At 68.0% G+C, this 23,414-nt stretch carries 23 protein-coding genes, 3 tRNA genes and 2 pseudogenes; 17 read left to right on the forward strand and 11 right to left on the reverse strand.

Going from position 1 to position 23,414, the window contains the following annotated elements; all coding sequences use genetic code 11:
- Positions 1-43 precede the first annotated feature (43 nt).
- Complete coding sequence (locus AC1RLW_RS14155; protein WP_492684517.1) at positions 44-397, reverse strand: ArsC family reductase; 354 nt, start codon at positions 395-397, stop codon at positions 44-46.
- A gap of 36 nt (positions 398-433) precedes the next feature.
- Here AC1RLW_RS14155 and folC point away from each other — a divergent pair, with 36 nt between their 5' ends.
- The 11 genes from folC (at position 434) to AC1RLW_RS14210 (ending at position 9,217) form a co-directional block, all read left to right on the forward strand.
- Positions 434-1,741, forward strand: a complete 1,308-nt coding sequence (folC, locus tag AC1RLW_RS14160; RefSeq protein WP_095950847.1) for a bifunctional tetrahydrofolate synthase/dihydrofolate synthase — start codon at positions 434-436, stop codon at positions 1,739-1,741.
- A gap of 72 nt (positions 1,742-1,813) precedes the next feature.
- On the forward strand, positions 1,814-2,689 hold the full coding sequence (locus AC1RLW_RS14165; RefSeq protein WP_493193545.1) for an SPOR domain-containing protein: 876 nt from the start codon (positions 1,814-1,816) through the stop codon (positions 2,687-2,689).
- A gap of 35 nt (positions 2,690-2,724) precedes the next feature.
- Positions 2,725-3,210: a CvpA family protein gene (locus tag AC1RLW_RS14170; protein ID WP_070062414.1), complete on the forward strand. Its 486-nt coding sequence runs from the start codon at positions 2,725-2,727 to the stop codon at positions 3,208-3,210.
- A gap of 12 nt (positions 3,211-3,222) precedes the next feature.
- The gene (gene purF / locus AC1RLW_RS14175) at positions 3,223-4,725 is read left to right on the forward strand and encodes an amidophosphoribosyltransferase (protein ID WP_095746326.1); all 1,503 of its coding nucleotides are present in this window, start codon (positions 3,223-3,225) and stop codon (positions 4,723-4,725) included.
- A gap of 21 nt (positions 4,726-4,746) precedes the next feature.
- Positions 4,747-5,970, forward strand: a complete 1,224-nt coding sequence (locus tag AC1RLW_RS14180; RefSeq protein WP_070062416.1) for an O-succinylhomoserine sulfhydrylase — start codon at positions 4,747-4,749, stop codon at positions 5,968-5,970.
- A gap of 11 nt (positions 5,971-5,981) precedes the next feature.
- The gene (gene gltX, locus AC1RLW_RS14185; protein WP_493193547.1) at positions 5,982-7,370 is read left to right on the forward strand and encodes a glutamate--tRNA ligase; all 1,389 of its coding nucleotides are present in this window, start codon (positions 5,982-5,984) and stop codon (positions 7,368-7,370) included.
- 36 nt (positions 7,371-7,406) lie between these two features.
- Positions 7,407-7,482 (forward strand) — tRNA-Ala (locus AC1RLW_RS14190).
- 51 nt (positions 7,483-7,533) lie between these two features.
- Positions 7,534-7,609, forward strand: a tRNA-Glu gene (locus AC1RLW_RS14195).
- A gap of 69 nt (positions 7,610-7,678) precedes the next feature.
- Positions 7,679-7,755, forward strand: a tRNA-Asp gene (locus AC1RLW_RS14200).
- Between the two features lie 219 nt (positions 7,756-7,974).
- Positions 7,975-8,346 carry a hypothetical protein gene (locus AC1RLW_RS14205; RefSeq protein WP_159275861.1) on the forward strand — a complete coding sequence of 124 codons (372 nt, stop codon included), beginning with the start codon at positions 7,975-7,977 and terminating at the stop codon, positions 8,344-8,346.
- A gap of 253 nt (positions 8,347-8,599) precedes the next feature.
- Positions 8,600-9,217 carry a DUF4337 domain-containing protein gene (locus tag AC1RLW_RS14210; protein ID WP_139702098.1) on the forward strand — a complete coding sequence of 206 codons (618 nt, stop codon included), beginning with the start codon at positions 8,600-8,602 and terminating at the stop codon, positions 9,215-9,217.
- Here the strand turns inward: AC1RLW_RS14210 and AC1RLW_RS14215 are convergent.
- The 5 genes from AC1RLW_RS14215 to AC1RLW_RS14235 form a co-directional block, all read right to left on the reverse strand.
- Entirely contained in the window at positions 9,214-10,857 is a 1,644-nt protein-coding gene (locus tag AC1RLW_RS14215) for an ATP-binding protein (RefSeq protein ID WP_493193549.1), read from the reverse strand. The genes AC1RLW_RS14210 and AC1RLW_RS14215 overlap by 4 nt on opposite strands.
- Before the next feature lie 169 nt (positions 10,858-11,026).
- Entirely contained in the window at positions 11,027-11,290 is a 264-nt protein-coding gene (locus AC1RLW_RS14220; protein ID WP_070062421.1) for a hypothetical protein, read from the reverse strand.
- A gap of 76 nt (positions 11,291-11,366) precedes the next feature.
- Positions 11,367-11,882: a hypothetical protein gene (locus AC1RLW_RS14225; protein ID WP_493193551.1), complete on the reverse strand. Its 516-nt coding sequence runs from the start codon at positions 11,880-11,882 to the stop codon at positions 11,367-11,369.
- Positions 11,872-12,822 (reverse strand): universal stress protein, encoded by a 951-nt coding sequence (locus AC1RLW_RS14230; RefSeq protein WP_095746320.1) that lies wholly within the window; start codon positions 12,820-12,822, stop codon positions 11,872-11,874. Before AC1RLW_RS14230 ends, AC1RLW_RS14225 begins: the two co-directional genes overlap by 11 nt.
- A 419-nt stretch (positions 12,823-13,241) precedes the next feature.
- Positions 13,242-13,865: a TetR/AcrR family transcriptional regulator gene (locus AC1RLW_RS14235; protein WP_369646201.1), complete on the reverse strand. Its 624-nt coding sequence runs from the start codon at positions 13,863-13,865 to the stop codon at positions 13,242-13,244.
- Between the two features lie 110 nt (positions 13,866-13,975).
- Here AC1RLW_RS14235 and AC1RLW_RS14240 point away from each other — a divergent pair, with 110 nt between their 5' ends.
- Complete coding sequence (locus tag AC1RLW_RS14240; RefSeq protein ID WP_493193552.1) at positions 13,976-14,785, forward strand: siderophore-interacting protein; 810 nt, start codon at positions 13,976-13,978, stop codon at positions 14,783-14,785.
- 15 nt (positions 14,786-14,800) lie between these two features.
- Here AC1RLW_RS14240 and AC1RLW_RS14245 read toward each other — a convergent pair whose 3' ends face one another.
- The gene (locus AC1RLW_RS14245) at positions 14,801-15,811 is read right to left on the reverse strand and encodes an AraC family transcriptional regulator (protein ID WP_307637827.1); all 1,011 of its coding nucleotides are present in this window, start codon (positions 15,809-15,811) and stop codon (positions 14,801-14,803) included.
- Between the two features lie 184 nt (positions 15,812-15,995).
- Between AC1RLW_RS14245 and AC1RLW_RS14250 the strand changes: the two genes are divergently transcribed.
- From AC1RLW_RS14250 to AC1RLW_RS14270, 5 genes and pseudogenes are all read left to right on the forward strand, one after another.
- Positions 15,996-16,790 carry an SDR family oxidoreductase gene (locus AC1RLW_RS14250; protein WP_493193555.1) on the forward strand — a complete coding sequence of 265 codons (795 nt, stop codon included), beginning with the start codon at positions 15,996-15,998 and terminating at the stop codon, positions 16,788-16,790.
- A 48-nt stretch (positions 16,791-16,838) separates the two neighbouring features.
- Positions 16,839-18,086 (forward strand): styrene monooxygenase/indole monooxygenase family protein, encoded by a 1,248-nt coding sequence (locus AC1RLW_RS14255; protein ID WP_070062425.1) that lies wholly within the window; start codon positions 16,839-16,841, stop codon positions 18,084-18,086.
- Positions 18,087-18,099: 13 nt separating this feature from the next.
- Positions 18,100-19,335: pseudogene (locus AC1RLW_RS14260) on the forward strand (styrene monooxygenase/indole monooxygenase family protein); the annotation flags it as partial.
- 9 nt (positions 19,336-19,344) lie between these two features.
- Positions 19,345-19,833, forward strand: a pseudogene (locus AC1RLW_RS14265) (flavin reductase family protein); the annotation flags it as partial.
- A gap of 51 nt (positions 19,834-19,884) precedes the next feature.
- Positions 19,885-21,126, forward strand: a complete 1,242-nt coding sequence (locus AC1RLW_RS14270; protein WP_493193557.1) for a dienelactone hydrolase family protein — start codon at positions 19,885-19,887, stop codon at positions 21,124-21,126.
- Positions 21,127-21,181: 55 nt separating this feature from the next.
- Here the strand turns inward: AC1RLW_RS14270 and AC1RLW_RS14275 are convergent, their stop codons facing one another.
- The 4 genes from AC1RLW_RS14275 to AC1RLW_RS14290 all read right to left on the reverse strand — a co-directional run bounded on the left by AC1RLW_RS14275 (position 21,182) and on the right by AC1RLW_RS14290 (position 23,314).
- Positions 21,182-21,541, reverse strand: a complete 360-nt coding sequence (locus AC1RLW_RS14275; RefSeq protein ID WP_062469909.1) for a hypothetical protein — start codon at positions 21,539-21,541, stop codon at positions 21,182-21,184.
- Between the two features lie 103 nt (positions 21,542-21,644).
- A complete protein-coding gene (locus AC1RLW_RS14280; RefSeq protein WP_062469906.1) occupies positions 21,645-22,028 on the reverse strand; it encodes a roadblock/LC7 domain-containing protein in 384 nt (127 codons plus the stop codon).
- Positions 22,029-22,076: 48 nt separating this feature from the next.
- Positions 22,077-22,601 (reverse strand): GTP-binding protein, encoded by a 525-nt coding sequence (locus AC1RLW_RS14285; protein WP_062469903.1) that lies wholly within the window; start codon positions 22,599-22,601, stop codon positions 22,077-22,079.
- On the reverse strand, positions 22,598-23,314 hold the full coding sequence (locus AC1RLW_RS14290) for a hypothetical protein (protein WP_095746311.1): 717 nt from the start codon (positions 23,312-23,314) through the stop codon (positions 22,598-22,600). The genes AC1RLW_RS14285 and AC1RLW_RS14290 overlap by 4 nt, the downstream gene beginning before the upstream one ends.
- Positions 23,315-23,414 lie beyond the last annotated feature (100 nt).

Here is a 23,414-nt window from a genome sequence, read left to right on the forward strand (position 1 = left end):
AGATCGCGGTTGGAGGCCGGCCGGCGGGACGGGGTTCCGGGGTTTACACGGCGTTCACAGCCCAGCTGTCGGCATCGAAACCAGTCGTTACGCCCGTCTTCGGGCCCCAATCGACCACCGGCCGCTTGATCAGGCTGGGGTTGGCCAGCAGCACGGGGCGGGCCGAGGCGGCGTCGACCACCGCGTCGCGCGTGGCCTCGTCCAGCTTGCGCCAGGTGGTGCCCTTGCGGTTCACCAGTGCCTCCCAGCCGGGGGCCTGGAGCCAGCGGTCGAGCTCGGCCTCGGGCACGCCCTGTTTCTTGAAATCGTGGAAGGCGTAGGCCACGCCATGGTCGTCGAGCCAGGCGCGGGCGCGCTTGACGGTGTCGCAGTTCGGAATGCCGTATAGGGTTGTCATGGCCGCCATGATGCCGCGAGCGGCGGGTCGGCGACAATGCCGGCCTCCATGGAAACCCTGAACGACTGGCTCGCGCGCGCCGAGCACCTTCATCCCGACAAGATCGAACTCGGGCTCGATCGCGCCAAAGAAATGGCGCAGCGTCTGGGCCTGCGTTTCGACTGCCCCGTCATCACGGTGGCGGGCACCAATGGCAAGGGCTCGACCTGCGCCATGCTCGAATCGATCCTCACGCACGCGGGCTACCGCACGGCCGTGTTCACCTCGCCGCACCTGGTGCGCTTCGAGGAGCGGCTGCGGCTCAAGGGCGAGGCGGTCGATGCTTCCAAACTGATAGCAAGCTTCGAGGTGGTGGAAAAGGCCCGTGGCGACATGGCCCTGACCTACTTCGAGTTCACCACGCTCGGCATCCTGCATTGCATGATCCAGGAGAAGCCCGACGTGGCGATCCTCGAGGTCGGCCTGGGCGGCCGGCTCGACGCGGTGAACATCATCGACGCCGACTGCGCGGTCATCACCAGCATCGACCTGGACCACATGGAGTACCTCGGCCCCGACCGCGAAAGCATCGGCTTCGAGAAGGCCGGCATCCTGCGCGCCGGCAAGCCCGCCATCGTGAGCGACCCGGTGCCGCCGCAAAGCGTCATCGACCACGCGAACGCCATCGGCGCTGACCTGTGGCGTTTCGGGCACGACTTCAACGTCTCGGGCGACAAGCAGCAGTGGGGCTGGTCGGGCCGGGGGCGGCGCTACAGCGGGCTGGCCTATCCGGCGCTGCGCGGCGCCAACCAGCTGCTCAATGCTGCGGGCGTGCTCGCGGCGCTCGAGGCGCTGCGCCCGCAGCTGCCGATCACGGCGCAGGCGGTGCGCAACGGGCTCGCGATGGTCGAGCTGCCGGGCCGCTTCCAGATCGTGCCGGGCGAGCCCACGCTGGTGCTCGACGTGGCGCACAACGCCCACGCCGTCGCGGCGCTGGCCGAGAACCTCGACGCGATGGGTTTTTCGCCCACCACGCACGGCGTGTTCGGCGTCATGGCCGACAAGGACCTCGCGCCCATCCTGGCGCGCATCGGGCCGCTGATCGACCGCTGGTACTTCACCGACCTGCCCACGCCGCGCGCCGCCAAGGCCGCCGATCTGCTGGCCGCGTGGCAGGCCCAGAACACGCGCAAAGACGCCTCGGGCAGCGTGCACGCGAGCCCGATGGACGCCCTGCGCGCGGCCATCGAGCAGGCAGGTGCCACTGATAGAATCGTGGTCTTCGGATCGTTCTTCACCGTGGGTGGCGTCCTCGAAAACGGCACCCCCCGGCTGCAAGCCAAACACCTGCTGCCAGGCGGCTGATCGTCGGGCTGTCCACACCCATCCGGCACCATCGGGCACCACCTCGCTGCACTCCTCCAGGGATCGAACTTCATGGCGTTTTTCAAGTTCCGCGCGCGCGGCCCACAAGGCAACGAAGGACGCAGCGCCCCCGCGGCGGTGCCGGCGGAAAGTGTCGAATCCATGCGCCGGCGTGCGCGCCATCGGCTGCTCGGCGCAGCGGTGCTGGTGCTGGTCGGCGTGATCGGCTTCCCGCTGCTGTTCGACACCCAGCCGCGCCCCGTGCCGGTCGATATCCCGATCGAGATTCCCGACCGCAACAAGGCCAAGCCGCTGCCCGTGCCCGCCACGCCGGCACCCGCGACGAGCAGCGCGCCTTCGTCGTCGTCCGATGGCAGCTCCCGCGTGGCGGCGGCCTCGTCGGCCGGCGGCATGATCACCGAGACCGCCGACGGCACCGTGATCGAGCCCGGCGCGACCGTGCCGGCCACCCCGGCGGCGTCCAAGCCCGCCGTCGAGCCGAAGAAGCCCGAACCCAAGCCGGAACCGAAACCCGAGCCGAAGCCCGAGCCCAAACCGGAACCCAAGCCAGAGCCGAAAAAGCCTGAGCCGAAGCCCGAGGTCAAGCCGAAGCAGGAACCCGCCAAGCCCGCCGCGAACGCCGACGACGGCGCGCGCGCCCGTGCGCTGCTCGAGGGCAAGCCGCCCGCCACCGCGCCCAAGCCGGCTGCCGACGACAACGGCCGCTTCGTCGTGCAGGTCGGTGCCTTTGCCGATGCCGACAAGGCGCGCGAAGTGCGCCAGAAGCTCGAGCGCGCCGGCCTCAAGACCTACGTACACGTCGCCAAGACGACCGACGGCGAACGCACGCGTGTGCGCGTCGGGCCGTTCGCCTCGCGTGCCGAGGCCGAGAAGGCCGCGGACCGGGTCAAGGGCTTGTCTTTGGCCGCAGCCATCCTCACGTTGTAAGCACCGCCGTCGCCCGCTGCCTGTAGTTCATTGCCGTGGCCCTGCTCGACTGGATCGCCATCGCGCTCATCGTGCTGTCGATGCTGTTCGGGCTGGTGCGCGGCCTGGTGTTCGAAGTGATTTCGCTGATCGGCTGGGTGGCCGCCTTCATCGTGGCCCAGTGGGTGGCCTCCGACGTGGCGGCCTGGCTGCCGTTCGGCGACCCGCAGGCCACCTGGCGTTACCCGCTGGCCTTCGTGCTGGTGTTCGTGGCGGTGGCGTTCGGCGTGGGGCTGGCAGCGGCCCTCACGCGCAAGCTGATCGCCGCGGTCGGCCTGCGGCCGGTGGACCGGATTTTGGGAGCAGCGTTCGGCGCGGCACGGGGGGCGGTGGCCCTGCTCGTGCTGGCGGTCGTTGTTCATTTGCTGGCGTTGAGCGACAGTGCCTGGTGGCACGAATCGCGCAGCGCCATTGTTCTCGATGCGGCATTGCAGGGCCTCAAACCCTCGCTGCCTGAAAAGTTGGCAAGCTACCTGCCCTGAGAGGAATCGTTCATGTGTGGAATCGTCGGCGTTGTCAGCAACGCACCCGTCAACCAGCTGCTCTATGACGCGCTGCTGCTGCTGCAGCACCGTGGCCAGGACGCGGCCGGCATCGTGACCTTGCTGGAACGCAAGTTCTTCATGCACAAGGCCAAGGGCATGGTGCGCGACGTGTTCCGCACCCGCAACATGCGCGCGCTGCCGGGCAACGTGGGCCTGGGCCAGGTGCGCTACCCGACCGCGGGCAACGCCTACAGCGAGGAGGAGGCGCAGCCCTTCTACGTGAACGCGCCCTTCGGCATCGTGCTGGTGCACAACGGCAACCTGACCAACGCGCACGCTCTGCGCGCGGAGCTGTTCTCCACCGACCACCGCCACACCAACACCGAGAGCGACTCCGAAGTGCTGCTCAACGTGCTGGCGCATGAAATCGAGCGTTCCTCGCGCGGCGTGCCGTTGCACCCGGCCGAGGTGTTCGCCGCCGTCAAGAACGTCTACAAGCGCCTGCGCGGCTCGTACGCCGTGGTCTCGCTGATCGCCGGCCACGGCCTGCTGGCCTTCCGCGACCCCTACGGCATCCGCCCGCTGTGCATGGGCCGCAGCGCCGACGGCACCGTCATGGTGGCCAGCGAATCGGTCGCGCTCGAAGGCTCGGGCCACGTGTTCGAACGCAACATCGAGCCAGGCGAAGCCGTGTTCATCGACCTCGAAGGCAACGTGCACTCGATGCAGTGCGCCGAAGGTGCGTCGCTCAACCCGTGCATCTTCGAGTTCGTGTACCTCGCACGTCCCGACTCGGTGCTCGATGGCATCTCGGTGTACCAGGCACGCCTGAACCTGGGCGAAACGCTGGCCAAGCGCGTGGTCTCGACCGTGCCGCCGAACCAGATCGACGTGATCATCCCGATTCCCGAATCGAGCCGCCCGAGCGCCACGCAACTCGCGCACCTCCTGGGCATTCCGTACCGCGAAGGCTTCGTGAAGAACCGCTACGTCGGCCGCACCTTCATCATGCCGGGGCAGGGCGTTCGCAAGAAGTCGGTGCGCCAGAAGCTCAACGTGATCGGCAGCGAGTTCAAGGGCCGCAACGTGCTGCTGGTCGACGACTCCATCGTGCGCGGCACCACCAGCCGCGAGATCGTGCAGATGGCGCGCGACGCCGGCGCCCGCAAGGTCTACCTGGCCAGCGCCGCACCGCCAGTGCGCTACCCGAACGTCTACGGCATCGACATGCCGACCAAGGACGAACTCGTGGCGCACGACCGCACCGTCGAGGAAATCCGCGAACTCATCGGCTGCGACGCGCTGATCTACCAGGACGTCGACGCCATGAAGCGCGCCATCGGTTCGCTTAACCCGAAGCTCGCCGGTTTCGACGCCTCGTGCTTCGACGGCGTGTACGTGACCGGCGACATCGACACCGCCGCCATCTCGCGCATGAACGGCAACCGCCCGCGCATCGAGGAAAACGAAGAAGACGCTTCGCGCCTCGCCCTGCCGAACCCCAGCGAGTAAGAGAAAGAAGAGAGGGCCGACGTGAGCCAAGACGAACGCACCTTGCCACCCGGCCTGCACCGCGACACCCTCGCGCTGCGCACCGGCCTGGCGCCCAGCCAGCACGGCGAGCACTCGGAGGCCCTGTTCCTCACGAGCGGCTTCGTGCAGCCCGACGCCGAAACCTCGGCCCGCCGCTTCGCCGGCACCGAGGCCGGCTTCACCTACTCGCGCACCTCGAACCCGACGGTCGCCAGCTTCGAGCAGCGCCTGGCCGCGCTCGAAGGCACCGAGGCCGCCATCGGCGCCTCGACCGGCATGGGCGCGATCCTCATGATGTGCATGGGCCTGCTCAAGGCCGGTGACCATGTGATCTGTTCGCGTTCGGTGTTCGGCTCCACGCTGAACCTGTTCGGCAAGGAGTTCGCCAAGTTCGGCGTCGAGACCACCTTCGTCTCGCAGACCGATGTCGCCGAATGGCGCGCGGCGCTCAAGCCCAACACCAAGCTGCTGTTTGCCGAGACGCCGACCAACCCGCTGACGGAAGTCTGCGACATCCAGGCATTGGCCGACCTGGCCCACGGCGTGGGCGCGCTGCTCGCGGTCGACAACTGCTTCTGCACGCCGATCCTGCAGCGGCCGGCCGAGCTGGGCGCTGACCTCATCATCCATTCGGGCACCAAGTACCTCGACGGCCAGGGCCGTGTGATGGCTGGCGCGATCTGCGGTCCGTCGAAGCTCATCGTCGATGTCTTCGGCCCCGTGGTGCGCACCGCCGGCATGGCGCTGTCGCCATTCAATGCGTGGGTCGTGCTCAAGGGCATGGAAACGCTCGGCATTCGCATGAAGGCGCAATGCGCGAATGCGCTGGCCGTGGCGCAGTGGCTCGAGCAGCAGCCCGGCATTGCGCGCGTGTACTACCCCGGTCTTGCCTCGCATGGACAGCACGAACTCGCGATGCGCCAGCAGTCGGGGCAGGGCGGGGCGGTGGTGTCGTTCGACGTGGTCGGCGACACGCCCGACGCCGCGCGCGCCAACGCCTTCCACGTGATCAACAGCACGCGCGTCGTGAGCATCGCCACCAACCTGGGCGACACCAAGACCATCATCACGCACCCCGGCACGACCTCGCACGGCCGCCTCACCGAAGTGCAGCGCCAGGCTGCCGGCATCAGCCAGGGGTTGATCCGCCTCGCGGTCGGCCTCGAATACATCGACGACATCACGGCCGACCTTTCGCGCGGCCTGAGCACCCTGACTTCCTGATTTTTCATTTCATGACCGGCAAAGTTCGCACCCGCATCGCACCGTCTCCCACCGGCTTCCTGCACCTGGGCACGGCGCGCACCGCACTCTATTCGTGGGCCTATGCGCGCCACCACGGCGGCGAGTTCGTGCTGCGCATCGAGGACACCGACGTGGCCCGCTCCACGCAGGACTCGACCGACCAGATCCTCGCGTCGATGCACTGGCTCGGCCTCGACTACGACGAAGGCCCGATCTACCAGATGCAGCGCCTCGAGCGCTACCGCGAAGTCATCGCACAGATGCTCGCGGCCGGCACCGCCTACCACTGCTACTGCACGCCGGCCGAGCTCGACGAGATGCGCGAAGCCCAACGCGCGCGCGGCGAGAAGACGCTGTACGACCGCCGCTGGCGCCCGGCGCCCGGCAAGGTGCTGCCGCCCGTGCCCGAAGGCGTGCCGCCCGTGGTGCGCTTCTGCAATCCGCCCGAAGGCGATGTGACGTGGAACGACCTCGTCAAGGGCGAGATCACCATCAACAACCGCGAGATCGACGACCTGATCATCCTGCGGCCCGACGGTGTGCCCACCTACAACTTCGCGGTGGTGGTCGACGACTGGGACATGGCCATCACGCACGTGTTCCGCGGCGACGAGCACATCAACAACACGCCGTGGCAGATCAACATCTTCCGCGCACTCGGCGCACCGCTGCCGCAGTTCGGCCACGTGCCTGTGATCCTCGGCGACGACGGGCAGAAGCTCTCGAAGCGCCGCGGCGCGGTGAGCGTCACAGCGTACGAGGACAACGGCTACCTGCCTGAAGCCATGCTCAACTACCTCGCGCGCCTGGGCTGGAGCCACGGCGACGACGAGCTCTTCACGCGCGAGCAGATGGTGAGCTGGTTCGACGGATCGCACCTGTCGAAGAGCCCCGCGCAGTGGGACGCGGCCAAGCTTGCATGGGTGAATGCGCAGTACATCAAGGCCAGGAGCGGCGACGAGCTCGCGCCGCTTGTTGCAGCGCAGTTGCAAAAGCGCGGCATCGTCGCCGATGAGCGTCTGCCTGCGATCTGTGCGCTCTTCAAGGACCGTTGCGACACCACGGTGGCGCTCGCTGGTTGGGCTGCGGCCTTCTATGCGGACATCGAAGTGAGCGATGCAGACCGCGCGCAGCACATCACCGATGCAGTGAAGCCCGCGATCGCAACACTCGTTGAAAAATTGATGACGGTCGCCTGGGAGAGGGCCGAAATCGCAGTTATGATCAAGGAAGTCCTCGCGACACACGCGCTGAAAATGCCCGTGTTAGCGATGCCAGTACGAGTGCTTGTGATGGGAACATCGCAGACACCGTCCCTCGATTCAGTGCTCGAAATTTTTTCCCGCGAAAAAGTTATCGAGCGATTGAAAAAGGCCTGAAAAATCGGGCTATAATTCGAGGCTCGACACCCACACGGGGGTATAGCTCAGCTGGGAGAGCGCTTGCATGGCATGCAAGAGGTCATCGGTTCGATCCCGTTTACCTCCACCATCAAAGTGTCGAGTAGGTTAGAGATGCTGATCGCAGCACGTCCAAGGTTTTGACCCTATCGTCTAGAGGCCTAGGACACCACCCTTTCACGGTGGCTACCGGGGTTCGAATCCCCGTAGGGTCGCCAGTTTCACTTCGGTGAAGTCGGCACGAGTCGTCAACACTCGGTTCCGCAAGGAACGAACGTTGTCTACCAGGAGTGGTAGTTCAGTTGGTTAGAATACCGGCCTGTCACGCCGGGGGTCGCGGGTTCGAGTCCCGTCCACTCCGCCAAACACAAGCCCCAGTAGCAGTTTTGCTACTGGGGCTTTTTGTTTTGCTCCGGGGCTAGGGCGCGGATGGGCACTTGTTCCAGGGATTCCGGCTAACCCCACCACTACCTGCCGGCAGCGTGACATTTGGGAACGTTCTTCACCGTGGCGATGTACGCGACGCCGCCAGGCCAGGCGTTGGTGATGCATCAGGGCAGCTTCTCGCCCTCCAGGAGATGAAATGATTTTTCCCCGGTCCACTCTCAAGCTCGGTGTCGCAGGTCTCGTGGCTGCCGCCGCCGTTTTCACCGCCGCATCGGCCAGTGCAGCCACCAGCTGGTCCATTGGCGTCAACTTGCCTGGCGTGGTCGTGAGCGAGCCCGCACCGGTCTATTACGAGCCGGCGCCTGTCTATTCGAGGCCAGCCCCGACCTACTACCAGCCCGCACAGCCGGTCTACTCCGCCCCGGCACCTGTCTACTACGAGCCTGAATCCCGTTGGGAAGAGCGTCGCGCGCAACGCTGGGAGGAACGCCGCGCAGAGCGCCGTGAATGGCGCCGCCGTCAATGGGAGCGTGAGCAGCACCGTCGCTACTACGAGGATCGCGACTGACATCGGGAACGTCGATCCCTGCGAATCTGCCGGGCCTGGCATCAGTGATCTGCTGCCAGGCCCGGCTCGCACGCACGCGCGGTTGACCTGAGCGCAGCACGTTTCCGGAGCGCAGCCACGCGCTCCCGGCGGTTGCCTGCGAGCCCTGCGCATCCGCAGGGCCGACAGGACTTTCCCCGAGCCATCGACGCATGAAGTCCGGGCATACTCGCGCGCCCTCCAGATTTCCAACAACAACGCCTAGAAGAACTTCATGTCAGGACACGGCTTTCACGTGCATGGTCCGCACGATCACGAACTCGAACATGCAGCATCCGGCGGCCACGACCACGGCCACGGTGATGCAGCCTCCTCAGGCAAGGGCATGAGCACGACGGGAAAGATCGCTGTCAGCACCGCGGCCATTGCGACGGCGGGCGCGATCTTCGCGTACATGGGCGGGGCCACGCAGGCCAACGCCGGCCTCTACAAGAACAACGCGGCCATCAAGAAGACCGAGGCCTCCAACCAGTGGAATTACTTCCAGTCGAAGAGCACCAAGCAGGCGCTGGCGGAGTTCGCACGCGACACTGCCACCGACGACGGCCGTCGCCAGGGCTGGCAGGTGAAGGTCACCCGCTACGAGCAGGAGAAGACCGAGATCCAGGCCGCCGCCAAGAAGCTGGAGGACGAGGCCAGCCGCTGGGACGCGCAATCCGAGACGCAGATGCACCAGCACCACCGCTGGGCGCAGGCCACCACCGTGCTGCAGGTCTCCATCGCGCTGGCGGCCATTGCGCTGCTCACCCGGAAGAAATGGCTGGAGCGCGCGATGTACGGCGTCGCCGTCGCGGGCGTGGCGATCGGCGCGCTGGCGGCGCTGCACATCTAGGACGGGGCGCGGCGGTTCACCAGCGCGTGAATCCCGCGCAGGTCCAACCGCTCCAGCAGGTTGGCAAGCAGAGCCAGGAACGGCGCGTAGGCGGCTTCGTCGGCGTGGCGTTCGATCCAGTGCTCGATGTCCGTGACGCGGCCCTCAAGCGCCAGGCTGGCGAGTTCGTCCAGGGCGCGATCCTCCGGCATGGCATCTCGGGGCATCGCGGGCGCCGGTGATGGCTCGCCAGGCGCGGTTTCCCGCTGCGCGACGACGGGCCAGTCCGCGTCGGAGGCATCGACCGGCACCGACAGCGCGAAGGAGAACGTCGCACCCTGACCGGCCACGCTGGCCACACTCAGCGTTCCGCCCATGGCCGAGACGATGCGCTGCGCGATGAACAGGCCCAAGCCCGTGCTGCCGCTCGCGGGGTGCATCTGCTGGAAGGCGCCGAAGATGTCGATGTTCCGGCTCATGTCGATGCCGATCCCGGTGTCACTGACCGCGAAGCTCAAGACACAGGCGCGCCCCTCGGGCCGGGCCGTGACCGACAAGGTCACCACACCGTCGCGCGTGAACTTGGCGGCGTTGGACAGCAGGTTCAGCAGCACCTGCTGCATGCGCTTTCCGTCCAGGCCGATCTCTCGGGGCATTCGCTCGGAAGGGCGGTAGCGAAAGCGGTTGTTGCGCTGCGCGCACAGAGCGACGGCGTAGTCGGAAATGTCGTCCAGCAGGCGCGGCAGGTCGGTGGTGACGGGGTGGACCGTCAGCGGTTGCAGCTCTGCCTTGGCGTACTCCAGCAGTTCGTCGATCAGGTGGAGCTGGTACTTGACGCTGCGCTGGATGGTCAGCAGATGCTTGCGCTGCGTGTCGTGCGCATCGGCGAGCAGGAGAGACGCGTACCCGCCGATCGTCGCAAGCGGTGCGCGCAGGTCGTGGCCGATGTAGCCCAGGATCTCGACTTTCTGATGGGCCTTGGCCTCGATGTGGGCAAGGGCCGCGCGCAGATCGGCATGCAAGGCGGCGGCGTGCATGTTGCCGAAGGCGAGTGCGTAGCCGATGTGGGTCAACTTCAAGCCGAAGGCCAGCAGGGTCTGGAAATTGCCCGACGCCAGAAAATCCTGTGGCACGGGAAAGAAGGGCGTGCCGACCAGGCGTGCACCATGAACCAGCAACGCCAGCAAGGCGACGACGACCACTTCGGGGTTGCTGTTTCCCCCGCGCCCACGACCCATCGTGCACAGTGCCTGAAGGGTCATCAGGGCGATCACAGACTGGGCCGCGCCGTACACGTAGACACGCGCCGAGGTGTCGTACGTGACATAGGAGAAGCAGGCCAGCAAGGCCACTTCCACCGCCAGTACCCCTGCCATCCAGGGCAGCCACGCGCGGCGCCGATCGAAGAACAGGCAGATGCCCACGTAGAACAGGACCGAACTCAGTGTCGTGAGGAAATTCCCGAGGAGGATGGAGAAGAAGTCCGGGATCCTGTCCCGCAGGATGAGCAGCAAGGCGCCGACGCCGAAGACAAGGAAGCCGACGCCCCAGACCAGCAGATAGCGCGCGCGTCCCTTCGCCCACAGCGCCAGCATGCCGGCGGCAAGGACAAACTCCGCCAGCGCCGTGAAGAACGCAGCAGTTCCCAGATTCAGATTCATTTGGACTTCGATCGACGCTTGGCGATGCGCGTCGCTCCGAGGGGAGTCCGATTCTGCGGAGGATCTCGTCAGCCGCCTTTGCCTGGCGGTGCGCCGGTTTTGATCGGGCGCCCTGTTCGGTCATTGACCGGTTCGCGCCTTCCCAGGTTGCGCGAGTTCAAGCGCAGCGCTACCCCAGCAGCAGGACCTGCGTGCCGTCGGAGGCCACCATCACACCCGGCGAGGCCGCATCGATCTCGATGCGGATGCCCATGTGCAAGGCCGGGTCCAGGGGGCGCTGGCGGCCCGCGTTGAAGAGCGCCACGTCGCGCAGGTAGGTGTCGTGCTGCGCAAGGTTCAGCACGAACTTCTCCGGGTAGGCGCCGGTCGCGCTCAGGTGGTCCGAGAATTTCTCGGTCATCGTGAAGAAGAGGAACAGCGGGTTGTCGGCCATGTCGCAAATCTAGCCGCGCCGGCCGAAATCCGGCTACCGGGTTTGTGGGAGGGAGAAGAGGCGCCCGGCCGCAGCCTCAGGCCATCCCGTAGCGCAGCAGCCAGTTCCAGATCACCGCCGAGCCGTTCGACATCGTCAGCGCCGCCTTCGCGTAGCCCATGAGGTCGGCCAGCCGCACCTCGGCGCGGATCACGACGTCGTGGCGCTGCAGGTCTTCTTCCTTCACGTCCGCGCGGCGCCGGTCGAGTTCGTCGCGCAGCACGGTGGCGTAGGCGCGCGGGCTCTTCAGGCGCAGGAACATGATCGGCTCCACCACCGCGTCGAGCGCGGGATCGACGAAGGTGTGGATCTCGGGTTCGCGCGAGACGACCTGGTCGCCGTGCGCGTCCCGGATCAGCTGCTGGGCCTCTTCGAGCGCGGCCTCGTTCGCCGCGTAGATCCGGCCGCCGCGTCCTTCGCAGATGAACACGTACTGGTCGGGCCGCGAGAGCCAGTCGACCGGCCCGCGCTGGGCGAAGACGGCCAGGCCTTCGGCGCCGGGCAGCAGCGACTGGCGCAGCGGGTACTTGGTGAGCGGGTCTTCAGCGAACATCTTGCAGCTTCCTCGAAATGACGAGCGACGGGGTGTCGGCGCGGCGGTCGGCGGGCACGACCAGCACGTCGCCCGTGGCCCAGCACAGCACGCGTTGCGCCACGCTGCCGAACAGGAAGTCGGCCAGCGGATGGGCGCGGCGCTTGCCGACCACCAGCAGCTCGGCGCGCGCATGCTGCTGCTGCACTGTGGCCTGCCGCGCCGGGTCGCCGCGGCCGATGGCCGACAGCACGCGGTTGCGCCGCGCGCTCGACGAGTCGGTGAGCGAGAACAGCCGCTCGCGCGCCTGCCGCATGCTGTCGTGGCGGTAGGTCTTGATGGCGTGTTCGGACACTTCGGCGTAGCGCAGCTTGCTCTCGTGCATCGTGTTGAGTGCGTGGAACAGCTCCAGCGCGGCGTCGGGGTCCAGCCCGTGGGCCAGGCTCACGAGCTCGCGCGAGGCGGGCGTGAAGTCGACGGCCACGAGGATGCGGCTGTAGCGCAGGCGCGTGTCGAGCCGCGTCACGAGCACCGGGCAGCGCAGCTGCCGCAACAGGCGCTCCACGGGTTGGCCGGTGAAGAAGGCGGCAGGCGAGCGGTCGCGTTCGTGGCTCAGCACCACGAGGTCGACGTAGCGCGCCTCGTCCACGATCTGCGCGAGGCCGCCGCCCGGCCCCGCGACCTGCTTGACCAGCACATCGAAGCGCGAGGCCATGGCGCGAGCCAGCCCCGCGAGGGCAGTCGCTGCTTCGGCGTGCGCGAGCGGCGCTAGGTCCGCGGGCGCGTACACGAGCTTCAGCAGCGCGCCGTGCTCGGCCGCGAGCAGGGCGGCGCGTTCGACCGCGCGGTTGCCGCGCGCCGTCAGGTCGGTGACGGCGAGGATGGATTGAAAGGACGGCGTGCTGGATGCGACGCCGCCTCCGGGAAGGGCGTGCTCCCGCTGAACCTGATGATGATGCATGACGCACTCCAGTCGAACGCGACCCCGGATGACGGGGGCGCAGCCGCGCGGGGCAGGTGCCCGGCGGTCGATGGTTTGCGCTGAAAAGAGAGAGGGGGAAAGAGGCGGACCGCCGGGCTCAGGAATGTGCGGGCGTCTGCTGGGCCGCCGCTGTCATCCGCGCCCACGCAGGCGTGCAACCGCCGGGGCGGGACGTCAAGGTGTGGAGGAAGGGCTGGGCGTTCATGCGGGGGAGTCTAGGCCGGATGCGGCCGAATCCGTTCAGTACCCGCACAACCTTTGCCAGATTGACGCCGCGCGGTGCAGGGCGTGCGCGGTGGGGCTTCCCATTTTTCCTTTTCATTTGTCATGCGCAGGAGGGGACGTGTTTCCGTGTCTGTCCCCGTCTTCCTGGAGGTTCACGCATGAGATCCCACTGTCTAGCGCCCGGCCGGGCCGCAGAGATAGCCCATGAGCGCATCGACGATCGAGGCCTCGAGCGCGGCCGGCTCGAACTGTGCGGGCGGCTCGATGACGGCCGCATGCACCAGCGTCTCCATGATCTGCAGCACCACCCAGGTGGCGAGGTCGAGGTTGCGCGGCGCGAGCTCGGGGCGGTGCTCGTCCAGCAGCTGGCGCACGCGCCGGAAGATGTCGTGGTCGGCGGGGCTTTCTTCGCGCGGCGTGTCGAAGAAGGGAAATTCCTTTTCGAGCACGCGATGCAGCGCCGGGTAGAGCGCATGCGCCGCGAGCAGCGCGCGCACCATGGCCTGCACACGCCCGCGCAGGCTGCGCGCACGCGAGGCGGCCAGCACCTCGTCGATCACCGCGTACATCTGCCCCGCGTGTCGCTCGTGCAGCGCCGTGATCAGCGAGTCCTTGTTCGGGAAGTACTGGTAGAGCGAGCCCACGCTCACGCCGGCGCGTTCGGCGACCACGTTGGTGTTGGTGCCGGCATAGCCGCGCTCGCCCAGAACGCGAGCCGTGGCTTCCAGAATGACCTCGACCATCTGCTGGGAGCGCGCCTGGCGCGGCGCCTTTCTTGGCTGGGGAAGGGATTTCATCGGGCGGTTCGAATGCGAGTTTTCAATGCGAGTGAAGGCTCGTATTCTAAGAAGAACCGAGCAAATGCTCGCATTCAAGAGTTCGCAACATCCGAATCGATACACACACCATGACAGCCAATGCCTCCGAGGCCCACGCGCCGCGTGCGTTGCCTTCCGTCTTCCCGCTCCTGCAGCCAATCGCCGCGGTCCCACCCGAACGGGGCACGCGGCTGGAAGCCCATGTCCTCCAGTGCCGCCTCGTGACGCCGCACATGCGCTGCATCACCCTCGGCGGCCCGGACGTCGCCGCCTTCTTGCGCCACGCGGCGGCCGACCTACCCGGCGCCTGGGTGAAGGTGTTCGTGCCCGGCGGCGAAGGGCGGGCCTACACCCTTCGGCGCATCGACCGCGTCGCCGCCACGCTCGCGCTGGACTTCGTGCTGCACGGCGACAGCGGCCACGAAGGCCCCGCTTCGGCCTGGGCGGCACGGGCGCAGCCGGGCGAACGCATCGGCTTCGCCGGGCCGCGCGACGGCGGCTTCGCGCTCCCGGACGACGCGCGCTGGGTGATGCTGGCCGGCGACGCGACCGCGCTGCCTGCGATCCAGTCGATTGCCGCGAGCCTCGGGCCGGAGATCCGCCTCAAGACCTATGTCGAAGTGCCCACGGCGGCCGATGTGCAGGAGATCCGCAGCCAGGCCGTGCTGCGCACCTGCTGGCTCACCGGCGATCCGGCCGAGCCGGGGCTGGCGCTTCAACAACAGCTGATGCACCGGCCGCAGCCGGCGGGGCCGGGTTACATCTGGCTGGCGGGCGAGTCGGGCGTGGTGCGCACGTTGCGCGCCCATTTCCTGAACGACCAGGGCCTGGCGCGCACGCGCCTGACCGCCAAGGGCTACTGGAAGCACGGCGAAGCCGATCACCGCGACCGGGCCTGAGCCCGACGCGCCGGGTCAGTGTTCCGCCGGTGCGTGGCGCGTGCGGGTGTCCGAAGGCCGCTCGCCGAAGCGCGCGCGGTACTGGGCCGCGAAATGGCCCAGGTGAAGGAAGCCGTATTTTTCCGCCACGTCGCGCACGCCCGTCTGCGTGGACGCGGCCTGCAGCTCGGCGCGCACCCGGTCCAGCCGCAGCTCGCGCAGGAACTCCATCGGTCCCTGGCCCGCATGTTGGCGGAACGCGATCTGCAGGGCGCGCGCGCTGCAGCCGGCCTCGCGGCACACGTCGGCCAGCGACAGCGGCTGCTCGGCGTGCGCGGCCATGAACTCCTGCGCCTTGCGCACCGCGCGCGGCAGCAGGTGGCGCTGCGCGTCGCCGGCGAGCGCGCGCGAGTGGTTGTGGCCGGCCGACATGAGCAGGCTCGACATCAGGTACTCCTCGGCATGCTCGGCCAGGCGCCCGCCGCCTTGCAGCGCATTGCCGGCGTCGAGCGTGAGCCGCAGGTAGTCGATGAAGTGCACCAGCGGCGCGAGCGCGGGGTTGTCCAGCGGCACGCCGAGGTCGAATACCAGGTGCTGGCGCACCGGCGCCTGCAGCAGTGCCTCGAGCCGCGACAGCAGCGCCGCGCGCGCGATGCGCACGATCAGGTGCGGGCTGTCGTCGGCCCAGCGCATCGACAGCAATTCGGTGGGCGAGGGCAGCGAGGCGACGCGCGGCGTGGCGTCGACCTGCTGGCCGCCGCAGCGGATGTCGGCGCCGCCGCGCAACGGAATCTGCAACAGGAAGAAGTCTTGCAGGTAGCCCGGGTCGATCTGCACGCCGGGGCCGTACTGCACGTAATTGAGGCTCACGTCGCGGTGCAGCCGCGCGCTGTGGTGGCAGGCGTCCAGTTCGGTGCGCGGGCGCAGCATCGTGAGGCCGTGGGGGCAGAACACGCGGGCCACGCTCTCGCGCGCCTCGTCCATGTCGTGGCTCTCGAACAAACGGTAACGCTGCAGCGGCAGTCGTGGGGCGGTGGCGGTTTCCATAGGGAAGCGGGCAGACCGTAGCAAAAAGCCTTCCAGCCCACAATTCGGGCCGTCCCTTGGACCCCCCGAAAAAACCTGCGCGGCAGGGACAGCGCCTGCGTTTTCCGGATCGGCCGGCGAGGCCTTGCGTTCTACCTTTGGCCCATTCGCCGAACCGGCGATTCAACCGAGGAGAGCAAGCGTCATGTTCAAGGGACTCGAAGGCAAGAGCGCCATCGTCACGGGTGGTTCGACATTGATAGGCGCCGGCGTGGTGCGCGCCTTCCACGCGGCGGGCGTGAAGGTGGTCGTCGCCGACATCGACGCCGACAAGGGCCAGCCGCTGGCCGACGCACTGGGCGCCGGGGTGCGCTTCATGCGCACCGACATCACCGACGACGCGCAGGTGAAGGCCTGCGTCGAGGAGGCCGCGGCCCGCCACGGCGGCGTGCACTTTCTGGTGAACCTGGCGTGCTCGTACGTGGACGACGGCTTCAAGTCGCCGCGCGCCGACTGGCTCACCTCGTTCAACGTGAACGTGGCCAGCGCCGTCGCGATGCTGCAGGCGGTGCACCCGCACATGGTGGCGGCCGGCGGCGGGGCGGTGGTCAACTTCACCAGCATCTCGTCGCGCGTGGCCCAGACCGGGCGCTGGCTCTACCCCGTGAGCAAGGCCGCGATGGCGCAGCTCACGCGCAACATGGCGATGGACCTCGCACCCGACCGCATCCGCGTGAACAGCGTCTCGCCGGGCTGGACCTGGTCGGCCGTGATGGACCAGCTGACGGGCGGCGACCGCGCGCGCACCGACCGCGTGGCCGCTCCCTATCACCTGCTGGGGCGCGTCGGCGACCCCGACGAGGTGGCGCAGGTGGTGCTGTTCCTGTGCTCCGAGCACGCGAGCTTCGTCACCGGCGCCGACTACGCGGTGGACGGCGGCTACTCCGCCATGGGCCCGGAGCAGGCCGTGCCGGCCATTCCCCGCCTGATGGAACCCTGATCGGCATCCACAACAACACCCCACGAGACAACACAGAAGGAGCAAGCCATGAAGCGAATCGCCATCGTCGGCGCGGGCCAGTCGGGCCTGCAACTGGGACTCGGCCTGCTGGACGCAGGCTACGAGGTCACCATGTACAGCAATCGCACGGCGGACGACATCCGCCACGGCAAGGTCATGTCGAGCCAGTGCATGTTCCACACCGCGCTGCAGGTCGAGCGCGACCTCGGGCTCGACCATTGGGCCAGCGACTGCCCCACGGTGGACGGCATCGGCTTCGCCGTGCCGCACCCCGAGCAGAAGGGCGCCAAGGCCATCGAATGGGCGGCGCGGCTGAACTCGAGCGCGCAGTCGGTCGACCAGCGCGTGAAGGTGCCGGCGTGGATGGCGCTGTTCCAGCAGAAGGGCGGCGAGCTGGTCTTCAAGGACGCGGGCATCGACGACCTCGAGGCCTGCACCCGCAGCCACGACCTCACGCTGGTGGCCAGCGGCAAGGGCGAGATCTCCAAGCTCTTCGAGCGCGACGCCGCCAAGTCGACCTACGACCAGCCGCAGCGCGCACTGGCGCTTACCTACGTGAAGGGCATGCGCCCGCGCACGCCGTACTCGGCCGTGTGCTTCAACCTCATTCCGGGCGTGGGCGAGTACTTCGTGTTCCCGGCGCTCACCACCACGGGCCCGTGCGAGATCATGGTGTTCGAAGGCGTGCCCGGCGGCCCGATGGACTGCTGGGCCGACGTGAAGACCCCGCAGGAACACCTGGCGCGCAGCAAGTGGATCCTCGACACCTTCACGCCCTGGGAGGCCGAGCGCTGCGCCGACATCGAACTCACCGACGACAACGGCATCCTCGCCGGCCGCTTCGCACCCACCGTGCGCAAGCCCATCGCCACGCTGCCTTCGGGCCGCAAGGTGCTCGGCCTGGCCGACGTGGTGGTGCTCAACGACCCGATCACGGGGCAGGGCTCGAACAACGCGGCCAAGTGCGCGGACACCTACCTGAAAAGCATCCTGGCGCGCGGCGAGGGCGCGGCCGATGCGCCGTGGATGCAGCAGACCTTCGACCGCTACTGGTTCGGCTACGCGCAGTGGGTCACGCGCTGGACCAACATGCTGCTCGCACCGCCGCCGCCGCACGTGCTCAAGCTGCTCGGCAGCGCCGGCGCCGTGCCGCCGATGGCCAGCGCCATCGCCAACGGATTCGACGATCCGCGCACCTTCTTCCCGTGGTTCGCCGACCCGCAGGAGGCCGACCGCTACCTTGACACCTGCGCGGCCGCCGCGGCGGCTGCGTAGGCGGAGCCAGCGCATGACACGACGCGTGGCCATCGTCGGCGCCGGCCAGTCCGGCATGCAGCTCGCACTGGGCCTGCGGGCCAAAGGGTACGCCGTGACGGTGTATGCGAACCGCACGGCGCAGGAGATCTTCGACGGGCCGGTGATGTCCAGCCAGTGCATGTTCGAGACCGCGCTGCAGACCGAGCGCGAACTGGGGCTCGACGGCTGGGCCGACACCTGCCCGGTGGTCGAGGGCATCGGCATGTCGGTGCGCAGTCCCGAAGGCAGCCGCGCCATCGCGTGGGAGGCGAAGCTCGACGGCCCCGCGCAGTCGGTCGACCAGCGCCTGAAGATCTCTGCGTGGATGCAGCTCTTTGAAGCGCGTGGCGGTCGCCTCGTGCACCAGGACGCCGACCTCGACACGCTGGAAGACTGCGCGCGCACGCACGACCTCGTGGTCGTCGCGAGCGGCAAGGGCGAGATCTCGGCGCTGTTCCCGCGCGACGCGGCGCGCTCGCCCTTCGACGCGCCGCAGCGCGCGCTGGCGCTCACCTACGTGAAGGGCGTGCGCCCGCGCGAACCGTTCGCGGCCGTGAGCTTCAATCTCATTCCGGGAGTCGGCGAATACTTCGTGTTCCCCGCGCTCACCACCAGCGGCCCGTGCGAGATCATGGTGTTCGAGGGCGTGCCCGGCGGCCCCATGGACTGCTGGGACGACGTGAAGACGCCGCAGGAGCACCTGGCGCGCAGCAAGCAGATCCTGGCCACCTTCCTGCCGTGGGAGGCCGAGCGCTGCGAACACATCGAGCTCACGGACGACCACGGCGTGCTGCGTGGCCGCGTCACGCCCGTGGTGCGTCACCCGGTCGCCACGCTGCCTTCGGGCCGCCAGGTGCTGGGGCTCGCCGATGCCGTCGTGCTCAACGACCCGATCACGGGGCAGGGCTCGAACAACGCGGCCAAGGCGGCCGATATCTACCTCAAGCGCATCCTCGAACATGGCGACGCGCCGTTCGATGCCGCGTGGATGCAGCAGACCTTCGACCGCTACTGGGAGGGCTACGCGCGCTGGGCTACCGACTGGACGCACAGCCTGCTCACGCCGCCTGCGCCGCACCTGCAGAAGCTGCTGCAGAGCGCCACGCACAGGCCGGCCGTGGCGAGCGCGGTGGTCAACGGTTTCGACGACCCGCGCAACTTCGCGCCCTGGTGGTTCGACGCGGCCGAGGCCGACCGCTTTCTCGAAGCCAAGGCGCGCGAGGCGGCGGTCGACCGCTTCGACCGGCGCGACTTCCGCAAGGCGCTCGGCCAGTTCAGCACCGGCGTCACCGTGATCACCACGCGCGCGCTCGACGGGCGCCGCGTGGGCATGACGGCCAACTCGTTCTCGTCGGTGTCGCTCGATCCGCCGCTGGTGCTGTGGAGCCTGGCGCGGCAGGCGCCCAGCGTGGCCGATTTCACCGGCGCGAGCCACTTCGCGATCAACGTGCTGGCCGCGCCGCAGCACCACCTGTCGCGCCAGTTCTCGACACCGCAGGCCGACAAGTTCGGCGGCGTCGACTGCTGCGAAGGCACGGCCGGCGTGCCGCTGCTCAACGGCGTGCTCGCGCGCTTCGTATGCCGCAACGTGCGCCAGTACGACGGCGGCGACCACCTGATCTTCATCGGCGAGGTCGAAGGCTACGAACGCTTCGACGGCGAGCCGCTGGTTTTTCACTCGGGCTACTACCAGGTCACGACGCGCCATCCGGAATGCGTACAGTGAGCCCCTGGTTCCCCACGTCCACCTTTGAGCATTGAACGGAGTCACACACCCATGCAGAACAAGGCATCCATCTCCTCGTCGCAAGACATCCGCATCCAGGCCGCCGACGGCAGCGGCAGCTTCGGCGCCTACCTGGCCCTGCCGCGCGGCGGCACCGGCCCGGGCCTGGTGCTCGCGCAGGAAATCTTCGGCGTCAACAAGACCATGCGTGACGTGGCCGACTACTACGCCGAGGAAGGCTACGTGGTGCTCGTGCCCGACCTGTTCTGGCGCCAGCAGCCCGACGTGCAGCTGGGCTACACGCCCGACGACTGGCAGCGCGCCTTCGCGCTGTACCAGGGCTTCGACGAAGCGCTCGGCATGCAGGACATGCAGTCCGCGATCACCGCGCTGCGCCAGCGCCCCGAGGTGCCCGGCGGCAAGGTCGGCGTGCTCGGCTTCTGCCTGGGCGGCAAGCTCGCCTACCTGGCGGCCTGCCGCACCGACGCGGACGTGGCCGTGGGCTACTACGGCGTGGGCATCGACGCCGCGCTCGACGAGGCCGACCGCATCCGCTGCAAGCTGGCGCTGCACGTGGCCGAGCTCGACGGCTTCTGCCCGCCCGAGGCGCGCGACCGCATCGTGCAGACCCTGCACGGCCGGCCGAATGTCGAGGTGCATGTGTACCCCGGCGTCGACCACGCCTTTGCGCGTGTGGGCGGCGAGCACTTCCACCGTGCCTCGGCGCTCATGGCGCACGAGCGCAGCGTGGCCGCGCTGAAGTCGGCCATCGGCCCCAACTACGACCTGGCGGCGCTGTGGGACAAGCACTGCGAGTACGAGTTCGGCACCCGCAACGTGGACGACACCATGGGCACCATGGTGGCCGAGCCCTATGTGAACCACATCCCGACCATGACCGGCGGCGTGGGCTACAAGAACCTGCACGCGTTCTACACGAATCACTTCGTCAACAGCAACCCGCCCGACACCTCGCTGGTGCCGATCTCGCGCACCGTGGGCGCGACGCAGGTGGTCGACGAGATGCTGTTCTGCTTCACCCACACCACCGAGATCCCGTGGATGCTGCCCGGCGTGGCGCCCACCGGAAAGCGCGTGGAGATCCCGCTGCTCGCGGTCATCAAGTTCCGCGGCGACAAGCTCTACCACGAGCACATCTACTGGGACCAGGCGAGCGTGCTGGTGCAGGTGGGCCTGCTCGACGCGGCGCTGCTGCCGGTGGCGGGCGTGGAAACGGCGCGCAAGCTGCTCGACGAGACGCTGCCGTCGAACACGTTGCTGACGCGCGCTTGATGTGCGCCTGATGCGTCCGCGCGGCGGAACTGCCGCGCGGGACGCAGGGGGCTGCTCAGACCGTCATGCCTTGTTCGACATCGAGCGTCTTGCGGCGCGCCATGGCCAGGTTCGACTTGGTCTTGTCCAGCACCAGGTAGACGAACAGGCCTTCCTTCTTCTGCATCGGGCGGATGATGTGGTACTGCTTGCCGAGCGTGATCAGCATGTCTTCGATGTTGTCGTTCAGGCCGAGGTCGCGCATGGTGCGCAGCTTGGCGCGGACCACTTCGGTGTTGCCGGCGGCGGCCACCTCGAGATCGACGCCCGAGCCGATCTGGCCCAGGATCATGCCGCTGCTCGAATCGACCAGCGCCGCGCACAGGGCGCCGTCGCAGGTCATCAGGTCGTCCATGGATTGCTTGATATTTGCCATCGAAATCTTTCCTAGTCCTCGCCCCTGAAAGTCGGCGGCCGCCCGGGCGAAGGGAATGGGCGGCTGCCGGTGTCGAATGGGTGTGGTGCGCCGGCGCCCGGCGTCAGGCGTGCTGCAGCAGCTGCGTTGCCTGTTTCGCGAAGTACAGGACCTGGCCGATGATGGCTTCGCGGCTGGTGACCACGCTCACGATCAGCGTCATCTCGGGGTGCCGCGCCTGCAGCATGAGGATGTGGCCGTGCGTGGCCTCGATCGCCACGTTGTCGCAGTGGCCCAGCTGGCTTTCCTCGCCGGCCACGGCGCCCAGCGCGGCCAGCGAACTGGCAATGGCCGACAGGCGCGCGACCTGCGCGGTGTTCTCGACGCGCGCGGCCAGCTCCAGGCCGTCTTCGGTCGAGATCACCACGGCCTTCACGCCCTTGATTTCCCGCATCAGGGTGTCGATGGCCGATTCCGCTGCAAGCCTGATTCTTGGAGTGATGTTCATTGCTGCCTGAATGGAAGGAAAAGGAGAAAAAGAGGGGACGTCCTGCGTTCAGACCTCGAGCTGGAGCAGGAGCAGTTCCAGCAGCTGCACGACCTGCTGCGCATCGGTGACGTTGGCCGGCAGCACCGGGCACACGACGCCCTTGGCCTCCATGCGGCGGGCGTAGGCGTCGATGCCGGGGCTCGGGTGCGTTTCCATGCGGCCCACCGCCACCACGCAGGCGGTCTGCGCGATGAGTTCGGCGAAGCCGTCCAGGTAGATGTCGAGGTCGGCCAGCGGATCGGGGCGGCTGTTGTCCACCAGGATCACCACGCCGAGCGCGCCGCGCCCCAGGATGCGCCACATGAAGTCGAAGCGCATCTGGCCGGGGGTGCCGTACAGGCGCAGCTTCTCGCCGTTGTCGAGCGTGAGCTCGCCGTAGTCCAGGCCGACCGTGGTGGTGGCCTTGGCGACCGAGGTGTCGCTGTTGCGCACGTCGGTGCTCACGGGCGGGATCTCGCTCACGCCGGCGATGGCCGTGGTTTTGCCGGCGCCCATGGTGCCGGTGAAGAGGATCTTGTGTTCTACGGTCATTGAGGGCCTGACGGCAGCAAGCCGAGTCGGTTCCTGATGCGTGCGAGCAGGCCGGGCTGCACGGTGTCGCGGGCGGGTGCCGGGAAGCGGCTGTCGGGAAAGACGCTGTCGGGGGCCGAGGCGGCCACAAGTACGCCGGGGCTGGCGGCGCGTTCGAGCAGGCCGGCGCGTTGCAGGTCGGCCAGGAAATCCGCGCACTCCTGGCGTGTGGCGGGCGAGCGCTGCTGCAGCGACAGCACCGACGCCGGCCGGTTGGACATCAGCGTGGCCAGCCGCAGGCGGATCGGCGCCTCGAGCACGGCTGCGGGCGGCCAGCGCAGCATGCGGAATTCTTCGTGCTCGCCGATCGGCACCTCGGTCGTAGCCAGCCCCAGGCCGCGGGCGTGGACGACCATCGCGCCGAGGCGGTTGAGCGCCACTTCCAGCGCATCGGTGTGCAGCGGCAGGGCCAGGAAAGGGCCGCGTTGCGGGTCTGCATGGGCGACGGTCAGCGTGGGCACCGCCGGTTGCGGCGAGGCGGCGGCAAGGGCGACCTGGTCGCCGACGACCCGCAGGTCGGCCTGTTCAGCTTTCCATGACCAGTTCTGGTGCGTGCGGTGGTCGAGCAGCCGGATCAGCGACTTGAGCAGCACTTCTTCGCGGTGCGGCAGCCCCTCGACGCTGTAGCTCAGCAGGGCGCGTTGACTTTTGGGAACGGTGTTAACGGCCGTCATGCAGCCTCCGCACCACCGTGCACATCGGCCGGCCGCTGTGGGATGTTGCGTTCAACCGCATCGAAAACACCGATTGGAGGCGGCATCGCCGTTCTTTTTG

It is taken from the genome of Variovorax sp. GW822-FHT04A09 (genome assembly GCF_058801005.1).

Bases quoted from the DNA above. Each gene is read 5' to 3' on its own strand.
- AC1RLW_RS14165 (WP_493193545.1), top strand. From the start codon at position 1,814: ATGGCGTTTTTCAAGTTCCGCGCGCGCGGCCCACAAGGCAACGAAGGA.
- AC1RLW_RS14220 (WP_070062421.1), bottom strand. From the start codon at position 11,290: ATGGCCGACAACCCGCTGTTCCTCTTCTTCACGATGACCGAGAAATTC.
- gltX (WP_493193547.1), top strand. From the start codon at position 5,982: ATGACCGGCAAAGTTCGCACCCGCATCGCACCGTCTCCCACCGGCTTC.
- AC1RLW_RS14245 (WP_307637827.1), bottom strand. From the start codon at position 15,811: ATGGAAACCGCCACCGCCCCACGACTGCCGCTGCAGCGTTACCGTTTG.
- folC (WP_095950847.1), top strand. From the start codon at position 434: ATGCCGGCCTCCATGGAAACCCTGAACGACTGGCTCGCGCGCGCCGAG.
- AC1RLW_RS14280 (WP_062469906.1), bottom strand. From the start codon at position 22,028: ATGAACATCACTCCAAGAATCAGGCTTGCAGCGGAATCGGCCATCGAC.
- AC1RLW_RS14225 (WP_493193551.1), bottom strand. From the start codon at position 11,882: ATGTTCGCTGAAGACCCGCTCACCAAGTACCCGCTGCGCCAGTCGCTG.
- AC1RLW_RS14215 (WP_493193549.1), bottom strand. From the start codon at position 10,857: ATGAATCTGAATCTGGGAACTGCTGCGTTCTTCACGGCGCTGGCGGAG.
- AC1RLW_RS14255 (WP_070062425.1), top strand. From the start codon at position 16,839: ATGAAGCGAATCGCCATCGTCGGCGCGGGCCAGTCGGGCCTGCAACTG.
- AC1RLW_RS14250 (WP_493193555.1), top strand. From the start codon at position 15,996: ATGTTCAAGGGACTCGAAGGCAAGAGCGCCATCGTCACGGGTGGTTCG.
- purF (WP_095746326.1), top strand. From the start codon at position 3,223: ATGTGTGGAATCGTCGGCGTTGTCAGCAACGCACCCGTCAACCAGCTG.
- AC1RLW_RS14290 (WP_095746311.1), bottom strand. From the start codon at position 23,314: ATGACGGCCGTTAACACCGTTCCCAAAAGTCAACGCGCCCTGCTGAGC.
- AC1RLW_RS14285 (WP_062469903.1), bottom strand. From the start codon at position 22,601: ATGACCGTAGAACACAAGATCCTCTTCACCGGCACCATGGGCGCCGGC.
- AC1RLW_RS14205 (WP_159275861.1), top strand. From the start codon at position 7,975: ATGATTTTTCCCCGGTCCACTCTCAAGCTCGGTGTCGCAGGTCTCGTG.
- AC1RLW_RS14270 (WP_493193557.1), top strand. From the start codon at position 19,885: ATGCAGAACAAGGCATCCATCTCCTCGTCGCAAGACATCCGCATCCAG.
- AC1RLW_RS14235 (WP_369646201.1), bottom strand. From the start codon at position 13,865: ATGAAATCCCTTCCCCAGCCAAGAAAGGCGCCGCGCCAGGCGCGCTCC.
- AC1RLW_RS14275 (WP_062469909.1), bottom strand. From the start codon at position 21,541: ATGGCAAATATCAAGCAATCCATGGACGACCTGATGACCTGCGACGGC.
- AC1RLW_RS14155 (WP_492684517.1), bottom strand. From the start codon at position 397: ATGACAACCCTATACGGCATTCCGAACTGCGACACCGTCAAGCGCGCC.
- AC1RLW_RS14230 (WP_095746320.1), bottom strand. From the start codon at position 12,822: ATGCATCATCATCAGGTTCAGCGGGAGCACGCCCTTCCCGGAGGCGGC.
- AC1RLW_RS14240 (WP_493193552.1), top strand. From the start codon at position 13,976: ATGACAGCCAATGCCTCCGAGGCCCACGCGCCGCGTGCGTTGCCTTCC.
- AC1RLW_RS14210 (WP_139702098.1), top strand. From the start codon at position 8,600: ATGTCAGGACACGGCTTTCACGTGCATGGTCCGCACGATCACGAACTC.